The 8,081-nt window shown below is 56.7% G+C and carries 8 protein-coding genes and 2 tRNA genes; 6 read left to right on the top strand and 4 right to left on the bottom strand.

Going from position 1 to position 8,081, the window contains the following annotated elements; translation table 11 throughout:
• The first annotated feature begins 515 nt into the window (after positions 1-515).
• Positions 516-3,953: a pyruvate carboxylase gene (locus AC2FGB_RS09745; RefSeq protein ID WP_496706549.1), complete on the top strand. Its 3,438-nt coding sequence runs from the start codon at positions 516-518 to the stop codon at positions 3,951-3,953.
• Between the two features lie 52 nt (positions 3,954-4,005).
• Here AC2FGB_RS09745 and AC2FGB_RS09740 read toward each other — a convergent pair whose 3' ends face one another.
• Positions 4,006-4,935 (bottom strand): hypothetical protein, encoded by a 930-nt coding sequence (locus AC2FGB_RS09740; RefSeq protein ID WP_496791775.1) that lies wholly within the window; start codon positions 4,933-4,935, stop codon positions 4,006-4,008.
• 134 nt (positions 4,936-5,069) lie between these two features.
• Entirely contained in the window at positions 5,070-5,453 is a 384-nt protein-coding gene (locus AC2FGB_RS09735; protein WP_142636882.1) for an MAPEG family protein, read from the bottom strand.
• A gap of 201 nt (positions 5,454-5,654) precedes the next feature.
• Between AC2FGB_RS09735 and AC2FGB_RS09730 the strand changes: the two genes are divergently transcribed.
• The 3 genes from AC2FGB_RS09730 to AC2FGB_RS09720 all read left to right on the top strand — a co-directional run bounded on the left by AC2FGB_RS09730 (position 5,655) and on the right by AC2FGB_RS09720 (position 6,049).
• Positions 5,655-5,729: transfer RNA gene (locus AC2FGB_RS09730), tRNA-Gly, on the top strand.
• Positions 5,730-5,762: 33 nt separating this feature from the next.
• A tRNA-Gly gene (locus tag AC2FGB_RS09725) sits at positions 5,763-5,837 on the top strand.
• Positions 5,838-5,893: 56 nt separating this feature from the next.
• On the top strand, positions 5,894-6,049 hold the full coding sequence (locus tag AC2FGB_RS09720) for a hypothetical protein (protein WP_185956685.1): 156 nt from the start codon (positions 5,894-5,896) through the stop codon (positions 6,047-6,049).
• On the opposite strand, the gene AC2FGB_RS09715 is transcribed toward AC2FGB_RS09720, so the two are convergent.
• Positions 6,046-6,285, bottom strand: a complete 240-nt coding sequence (locus AC2FGB_RS09715; protein WP_142636899.1) for an Lrp/AsnC family transcriptional regulator — start codon at positions 6,283-6,285, stop codon at positions 6,046-6,048. The two genes, AC2FGB_RS09720 and AC2FGB_RS09715, sit on opposite strands and share 4 nt — an antisense overlap.
• A 154-nt stretch (positions 6,286-6,439) precedes the next feature.
• Here AC2FGB_RS09715 and hisB point away from each other — a divergent pair, with 154 nt between their 5' ends.
• Both hisB and hisH read left to right on the top strand, forming a co-directional pair.
• Complete coding sequence (gene hisB, locus AC2FGB_RS09710) at positions 6,440-7,027, top strand: imidazoleglycerol-phosphate dehydratase HisB (RefSeq protein WP_496693809.1); 588 nt, start codon at positions 6,440-6,442, stop codon at positions 7,025-7,027.
• On the top strand, positions 7,028-7,666 hold the full coding sequence (hisH, locus tag AC2FGB_RS09705) for an imidazole glycerol phosphate synthase subunit HisH (protein WP_496690913.1): 639 nt from the start codon (positions 7,028-7,030) through the stop codon (positions 7,664-7,666). It begins immediately after the preceding gene.
• 4 nt (positions 7,667-7,670) lie between these two features.
• Here hisH and AC2FGB_RS09700 read toward each other — a convergent pair whose 3' ends face one another.
• Positions 7,671-8,078 (bottom strand): DUF2147 domain-containing protein, encoded by a 408-nt coding sequence (locus AC2FGB_RS09700; RefSeq protein WP_496693810.1) that lies wholly within the window; start codon positions 8,076-8,078, stop codon positions 7,671-7,673.
• Positions 8,079-8,081 lie beyond the last annotated feature (3 nt).

The following is an 8,081-nucleotide window of genomic DNA, read 5'->3' as shown; positions in this document are numbered from 1 at the left end:
CCAAAGGTATTCCTCTCGGCCATCGCTCTCGCTGCTACAGTCCTATTCTGGCTGTAAATCAATGAGTCTGGAGCCTAGACTCTTAAACGGTCGGTGATCTTTCAGAGGATCGGATAAAGAAGTAACGCAATGATTTGAGGCAAGCAGCACGCAAACGATCTGCCCAAAACCTCTCGGGGCTACACATCCACGATAACCGGACACGGTCAGGCCTTTCATTCCCAACGTTCTTGAAGTCAATCGGCTCGGCACCCGGCACGACCATGCGCGCAACTTGCCTAATGTGTCGAAACTCGGCAAAGCACCTGCCGACCGTGGTCAAAAAGTCCTTAATGAACACACCAAATCACGCCGCAATTCACCAGTCTTGATGCCGCAGCGCAGCAAGGCTATCAAGCATTCACCAACAGGAGGCGTTTGCGAGCGTTAACATGCCGGTTCTACCCAAATCACCGATATACCTGCGCGTATTGTTCGCCTAGAAGTTCGCCAAACAAACAGGACCGGGACCTGATATGACACATTTCGACAAGATCCTGATCGCCAACCGCGGCGAGATTGCCATTCGCGTGATGCGCGCAGCGAATGAGATGGGCAAACGCACAGTCGCCGTATATGCGGAAGAGGACAAGCTTGGCTTGCACCGTTTCAAGGCGGACGAGGCCTATCGCATCGGCGAGGGGATGGGGCCGGTTGCCGCTTACCTCAGCATTGACGAGATTATTCGCGTGGCCAAGGAATGTGGTGCGGATGCCATCCACCCGGGCTATGGCTTGTTGTCGGAAAACCCAGATTTCGTGGATGCCTGCGTCCAGAACGGGATCACCTTCATTGGACCAAAGGCCGAAACCATGCGCGCATTGGGCGACAAGGCCAGCGCCCGCCGCGTGGCCATCGCCGCCGGAGTTCCGGTGATCCCAGCGACCGAAGTGCTGGGCGACGATATGGACGCGATCCGGTCACAAGCCAAAGAGATCGGATATCCCCTGATGCTCAAAGCATCCTGGGGCGGAGGTGGCCGCGGCATGCGCCCAATCGAATCCGAGGACGAACTGGAAGAAAAAGTCCTGGAAGGCCGCCGCGAAGCCGAGGCTGCCTTTGGCAATGGCGAGGGCTATCTGGAAAAGATGATTATCCGCGCCCGCCATGTCGAAGTGCAGATTCTGGGCGACAAACATGGCGAAATTTACCATCTGTATGAGCGCGACTGCTCGGTCCAGCGCCGTAATCAGAAAGTCGTGGAACGCGCGCCTGCCCCGTATCTCAGCGAAGAACAACGCGCGGAAATCTGCGAACTGGGCCGCAAGATTTGCGCCCATGTAAATTATGAATGCGCAGGCACCGTCGAGTTCCTGATGGATATGGAAACCAGCAAGTTCTACTTCATCGAGGTGAACCCGCGCGTTCAGGTGGAACATACCGTCACCGAGGAAGTCACAGGTATCGACATTGTGCAGGCACAGATCCTGATCGCCGAGGGTAAATCGTTGGCCGAAGCCACCGGCGCCGCCAGCCAAGCGGATGTGCACCTGAACGGTCATGCCCTTCAGACCCGGATCACAACCGAAGACCCGCAGAACAACTTCATTCCCGACTACGGTCGCATCACCGCATACCGCTCGGCTACTGGCATGGGTATTCGCCTGGATGGCGGCACGGCCTATGCGGGTGGTGTAATCACGCGGTACTACGACTCGCTGCTGACCAAGGTCACGGCCTGGGCCCCGACGCCACAGGCCGCGATTTCGCGAATGGACCGAGCGTTGCGCGAGTTCCGTATTCGTGGCGTCAGCACCAATATCGACTTTGTCATCAACCTGCTGAAACACCCGACCTTCCTGTCGAATGAATACACCACCAAGTTCATCGACACGACGCCCGAGCTGTTCACCTTTAAACGACGCCGTGACAGGGGCACCAAGGTTCTGACCTATATTGCGGATATCACGGTGAATGGGCATCCCGAAACCAAGGATCGTCCCGAACCGCGTACCGATCTGAAAGAGGCCAAGGCCCCGGCTCTGAAAAGTGAACCGCAGATGGGCACCCGCAATCTGCTAGAACAAAAGGGCCCGCAGGCGGTGGCCGATTGGATGAAGGCTCAGCGCCAGTTGCTGATCACCGACACCACGATGCGCGACGGGCACCAGTCGCTGCTGGCGACGCGGATGCGGTCGATCGACATGATCAAAGTGGCCCCGAGCTATGCGGCCAACCTGCCGCAGCTGTTCAGCGTCGAATGCTGGGGCGGCGCCACTTTCGATGTGGCTTATCGGTTCTTGCAGGAATGTCCGTGGCAACGTCTGCGTGACCTGCGCGAGGTGATGCCGAACCTGATGACCCAGATGCTTTTGCGCGGCGCAAACGGGGTTGGATACACCAATTACCCCGACAACGTGGTGCAGGAATTCGTTCGTCAGGCGTCAGAAAATATCGACGTGTTCCGCGTCTTCGACTCTCTCAACTGGGTCGAAAATATGCGTGTCGCGATGGATGCGGTGGTCGAGAACGGTAAAATCTGTGAAGGCACCGTTTGCTATACTGGCGATATTCTGGACCCGAACCGTGCCAAATATGACCTAAAATACTATGTTGGCATGGCGAAAGAGCTGCGCGATGCCGGGGCTCATATTCTGGGCCTGAAAGACATGGCCGGCCTGCTGAAACCAGCCTCGGCCAAGATTTTGATCCGTGCGCTGAAAGAAGAGGTCGGGTTGCCAATCCACTTCCACACGCACGACACTGCCGGTATCGCCAGCGCCACCATTCTGGCCGCCTCCGAGGCGGGTGTGGACGCAGTGGATTGCGCGATGGACAGCTTCAGTGGCAACACTTCTCAGGCGACATTGGGCACTGTGGTCGAAGCGCTGCGCCATACGGAACGCGACACCGGTCTGGACATCAAGGCCATCCGCGAAATCAGCGACTATTTCGAGGTGGTCCGAGGCCAGTATGCGGCCTTTGAATCTAGCCTGCAGGCCCCTGCATCCGAGGTATATCTGCACGAGATGCCCGGTGGCCAGTTCACTAACCTCAAGGCTCAGGCGCGCAGCCTTGGCCTGGAAGAGCGTTGGCATGAAGTGGCGCAGATGTATGCGGACGTGAACCAGATGTTCGGCGATATCGTCAAAGTCACGCCTTCGTCAAAAGTGGTTGGCGACATGGCGCTGATGATGGTCAGCCAAGGGCTGACGCGCGCCGATGTTGAAAACCCGGACTCGGACGTGGCCTTCCCGGATTCGGTCATCGACATGATGCGCGGCAATCTGGGGCAGCCTCCGGGCGGGTTCCCTGATGCGATCATCAGCAAGGCGCTTAAGGGCGAAAGCCCCAACACTGACCGCCCCGGCAAAGACGTACCCCCGGTCGATCTGGAGGAAACGCGCGCCGAGCTTTCCAAACAACTGGACGGCAAAGAGGTCGACGACGAGGATCTGAACGGATACCTGATGTATCCCAAGGTGTTCCTTGATTACATGGGTCGCCATCGGATCTATGGCCCCGTCCGCACCCTGCCCACGCGCACATTCTTCTATGGAATGGAGCCCGGCGAGGAGATCGCCGCGGAAATCGATCCCGGCAAGACTCTGGAGATTCGCTGTCAGGCCATCGGTGAAACCGATGAAAATGGTGAGGTCAAAGTGTTCTTTGAACTGAACGGTCAGCCCCGTGTGATCCGGGTGCCAAACCGTCTGGTGACATCAACCACGCAGGCCCGACCCAAAGCGGAAATCGGCAACCTCGCACATATCGGCGCACCGATGCCGGGTGTCGTGGCAACCGTTGCGGTTACTTCGGGACAAGAGGTCAAAGAAGGCGATATGCTTTTGACCATCGAGGCCATGAAGATGGAGACTGGCATTCACGCCGAAAGGGACGCCGTAGTCAAAGCCATCCACGTTCAGCCAGGCGGCCAAATTGACGCCAAGGACCTGCTGATCGAGCTGGAATAGCAAAAAAGGCGCGCCTCTGAGGCGCGCCTTTTCCATTTCATTGGGTTAAGGTTCATCCGTCTACGGTTTCTTCTTCAACCTCATCTTCGACCAATGCCTTTTCTGTTTCATCACCAGAAACATCATAATCCGCAAGCGCCGGCAGACCCAGCAGGTCGTGCAGCTCGTTCAGGGCGTCGTCAGACAACTCGCGACCGCCGGTCAGAGTATCCAGAGCCTCTTGCGGGTCAGAAGATCCGGCCAGGTTTGTCTCGGCCTCCTCTACAGCCAGCGCAGCCTCTTCGACCGCGTCGTCGTACTTGTCCTGAGCGGTGATGCCCTCGGCAAGCTCGTCTTCGGTCGGCTCATAGGCCTCTTCGATCTCTTCTGCGGTCAGTTCCTGCAGGTCTTCCAGTTCGTCGTTCTTATCCTGCAGATCTGTCGCCGCATCGGTATGACCAAGAATGCTCTGCTGATAAGAGTACAGTTTTCCTGGCATACTGTTCGGAGACGCATTCATAAGAGCCGTTTGGCTGGCATGGGCTGCGTTCAGACCTTTAAGCTCCGATGCAATTTTGCCGTGCTTGTTGGGGTGAACCGGCTCCTCATCAACGACAGCAGTGGTAACTTTGGTCATCTTGGCAGGTTTCTTATTGCCCTTGACCAGATTACCAATCGAAGCGACCAGCCCGTTTTTCTTTTGAGTCGTAGCGCCCGTTTTGGCAGTTTTTTGCTTTTTCAGGCCAAGACTGGCGAGCAACCCTTTGCCAGTCCCCTTTTTACCCAAGGACTTGCCACCTTTCACCTGTGAGGACTTGTCGCCAGACTTATCCGCGCCGTTCCCATTTCCACCACCATTGCCTTTGCCACCGCCATTACCTTTGCCGCCACCATTTTTGGCGATGGCCATATCAGGTACGGCAACAACTGCCACAAAGCTTACAGCGCCAAGCAGCAGAAATGAGGTCGCAACTACACGCGAAAGTAACAAGAACCGTTTCATATTATTCACCTGTCCTTCTTGAGCAGTGGCAGCAGATACCACAAAATCAAGCACCTGAGTTAACGTTGACAGTTAGTTAATAATTGAATTTGGGTAAAATGGTGGCTTTTTTCGGCGTGTGCGACCCACCGCGCTCACACCGCCAGCACAATATTGGCTATTGCAGCTACGAAGATTGAACCAAATGTCAGCAGCATTCCGATTTGCCTGAGGATAACGATCTGCGGAGACCTGCCAAACCCATATGCATGAAGCAGGCGACCACCCAGCAAGGCCAATCCCAACAGGTTCAACAGCAACCCGCTGGCGCCCTGCAATTCAACCATCGCCATCAATAACAGCGCAAACGGCGCGTATTCCGCGAAATTGCCATGAGTTCGGATCGCCTTGATCATTTGCCCCTTGCCACCATCCCCGTAGGAAACCTTTTCGCCCCGTCGGTGGCCAATGACCCGAAGGCTCAGCGCCAGATACAAAAAGGCGGCTAATGCCGCATAAACCGGTGTAATTGTCAGCATGGGTGGCTCCGTCTATTAATATTCCTAAGCTCTGGGCAAAGCTTAACGCGGAATCTCGACCGGTCCAGTTGAACCGGGCTGCTGCTACGCGAGGTCAAGTCTGTCTGGATTTCCTCCGCACGAGAAGATTTTTTGCAAAAGTCGCGTTTTTCCCCTTGCAGCTTTCCGCCAGAATTAATACTTCACGCCTCACTCAACGGCGCGGGCGTAGCTCAGGGGTAGAGCATAACCTTGCCAAGGTTAGGGTCGGGCGTTCGAATCGCCTCGCCCGCTCCATTGAGAGGTCTCCGGACCAAATATGTATCTGATGCGGGCGTAGCTCAGGGGTAGAGCATAACCTTGCCAAGGTTAGGGTCGGGCGTTCGAATCGCCTCGCCCGCTCCAGATACAAACCCTCTCACTCAACGCTGTTTTCTTATGGCGCGGCCTGCTGAAAAAGCATGACCCGCGTATATGTTCATATGCCGCAACCGAACAAAGCCACCTTCACATTGGCCGCGCGGACGGCGCATAAGAACGTCTTTGACACCGCGCCGAAGTACTCCGATCACGACCCGGACCGAATCTTCCGAGTGACAACGTTTGAGCAGGGCTAGAAGGCCTTGAACGTCATTGTGGTCAGCGAGCGTTCTATACCCGAGATCACCAGCAGATTTTCATTGATGAAATGTCCCACATCCTCGGCCTCGGGGATGTAAAGCTTCAGCAGCAGGTCATATTCGCCGCTGGTAGAGTAGAGCTCCGAGTGGATTTCGCGCAACGCGATCTCTTCAGCCACCTTGTAAGTGGTGCCGGGTTTGCAGCGGATCTGGATGAAAACACAGGTGGACATGGGCCGGGCCTTGTTGGTTGAGTTGGCCGCAGGCTGACATGGGCTGCGCCCGGGCGCAATCCCCTGCAACAGTTTGCGGCGATTGCGACGGATGGTCTGGATCAACCCGCCCTACCCCGTCTATAAGCACGCCTGTAGTAAAAGGAATTCGCCCATGCGCAGCGCAAAGATCAGCCGTCAGACCGCCGAAACCGAGATCACGGTCGAGGTCAATCTGGATGGGACTGGCCAGTATGACAATCAGACCGGCGTCGGTTTCTTTGACCACATGCTGGATCAGTTAGCGCGCCATTCTCTGATCGACATGACGATCCGCGCCAAGGGCGATTACCACATCGACGACCACCACACGGTCGAGGATACCGGAATCGCACTGGGGCAAGCGTTGACACAGGCCTTGGGCGACAAAAAGGGCATCCGGCGGTATGGCGAATGTCACCTGCCGATGGACGATGCACAGGTGCGCTGTGCGCTGGATCTGTCAGGGCGACCGTTTCTGATCTGGAACGTAGACCTGCAGACACCCAAGATAGGCACCTTCGACACTGAACTGGTGCGCGAGTTCTTTCAGGCGCTGGCCACTCATGGCGGCATCACGCTGCATATCGACCAGTTGCACGGGTTCAACAGCCACCACATCGCAGAAGCGGCGTTCAAAGCTGTCGCGCGCGCATTGCGCGACGCGGTTGAGACCGATGCGCGCAAAGCAGATGCGATTCCGTCGACCAAGGGCGCGTTGTAAATGCTCACCGCCATTATCGACTATGAAAGCGGCAATCTGCATTCCGCTGAAAAGGCGTTTCAGCGCATGGCGCGGGAACTGGACGCCGGCGAGGTCGTGGTCACATCCGACGCGGATGTCGTGGCGCGCGCCGACCGGCTGGTGCTGCCCGGCGACGGCGCTTTCCCTGCCTGCGCGGCCGAGCTGCGCGGGCACAAGGGTATCTATGACGCGATGGTCGAAGCGGTCGAGCAGAAAGCCCGCCCATTTCTGGGTATCTGCGTCGGTATGCAGCTGATGGCCTCGAAAGGTCATGAGTACACTGACACCGATGGGTTGGACTGGATTGCTGGGGATGTGGTGCAGATTGCGCCGTCAGACCGGTCGCTGAAAGTGCCGCATATGGGTTGGAACGATCTGGTGTTGGAAAGCGAACACCCTGTCTTTGCCGGGGTCACATCAGGCGATCACGCCTATTTCGTCCACTCATACCATTTCCGGGTCAGCGATCCGGCACAGCGTCTGGCCTATGTGGATTACGGTCAGGACGTCACGGCCGTAATTGGCCGTGACACTATGGTCGGGATGCAGTTCCATCCTGAGAAAAGCCAGGATGTGGGCCTGCGCATGATCGGGAATTTCCTGACCTGGACGCCCTGAGCGGTTACTGAACCCGTGTCCAGTCCTGCCCGCGACACACCAATCCACCCGCAACACAACCTTTGACGGTCAGCTTGTTCTGGCTGTCCAAGGTCATTTTCGAGCTGTAGGTCTTGTCTCTGTCCGGAGCCCAGATCTTGCCCCCGCCATAGGTGCCGTCGCCATCGGGCACCATATCCCAGATGATCTGCTTGCCGAGGTTTTCATATTCCAACTGTTCATTCCCGTCTTTGTCAAAAGCGGTATCGATGGTACCGCAAATCGCGCTGCCGCATTCGGCGATCGAAACATGCAGATACCCGCCGGAGTCTCCGGGCTGGGTTTTCCAAAGACCGTCAACCGGGTCGGCCATCGCCGCTCCCGAAATCAGAGATGCCAGCCCCAAGGCTGCTGCAAAAGCTGTTTTCTTCATAAA

Source organism: Ruegeria sp. CDSC021 (genome assembly GCF_059610845.1).
This window is presented reverse-complemented; position numbering and strand designations above follow the sequence as displayed.

Bases quoted from the DNA above. Each gene is read 5' to 3' on its own strand.
- hisH (WP_496690913.1), top strand. From the start codon at position 7,028: ATGCTCACCGCCATTATCGACTATGAAAGCGGCAATCTGCATTCCGCT.
- AC2FGB_RS09745 (WP_496706549.1), top strand. From the start codon at position 516: ATGACACATTTCGACAAGATCCTGATCGCCAACCGCGGCGAGATTGCC.
- AC2FGB_RS09735 (WP_142636882.1), bottom strand. From the start codon at position 5,453: ATGCTGACAATTACACCGGTTTATGCGGCATTAGCCGCCTTTTTGTAT.
- AC2FGB_RS09715 (WP_142636899.1), bottom strand. From the start codon at position 6,285: ATGTCCACCTGTGTTTTCATCCAGATCCGCTGCAAACCCGGCACCACT.
- AC2FGB_RS09740 (WP_496791775.1), bottom strand. From the start codon at position 4,935: ATGAAACGGTTCTTGTTACTTTCGCGTGTAGTTGCGACCTCATTTCTG.
- AC2FGB_RS09720 (WP_185956685.1), top strand. From the start codon at position 5,894: ATGACCCGCGTATATGTTCATATGCCGCAACCGAACAAAGCCACCTTC.
- AC2FGB_RS09700 (WP_496693810.1), bottom strand. From the start codon at position 8,078: ATGAAGAAAACAGCTTTTGCAGCAGCCTTGGGGCTGGCATCTCTGATT.
- hisB (WP_496693809.1), top strand. From the start codon at position 6,440: ATGCGCAGCGCAAAGATCAGCCGTCAGACCGCCGAAACCGAGATCACG.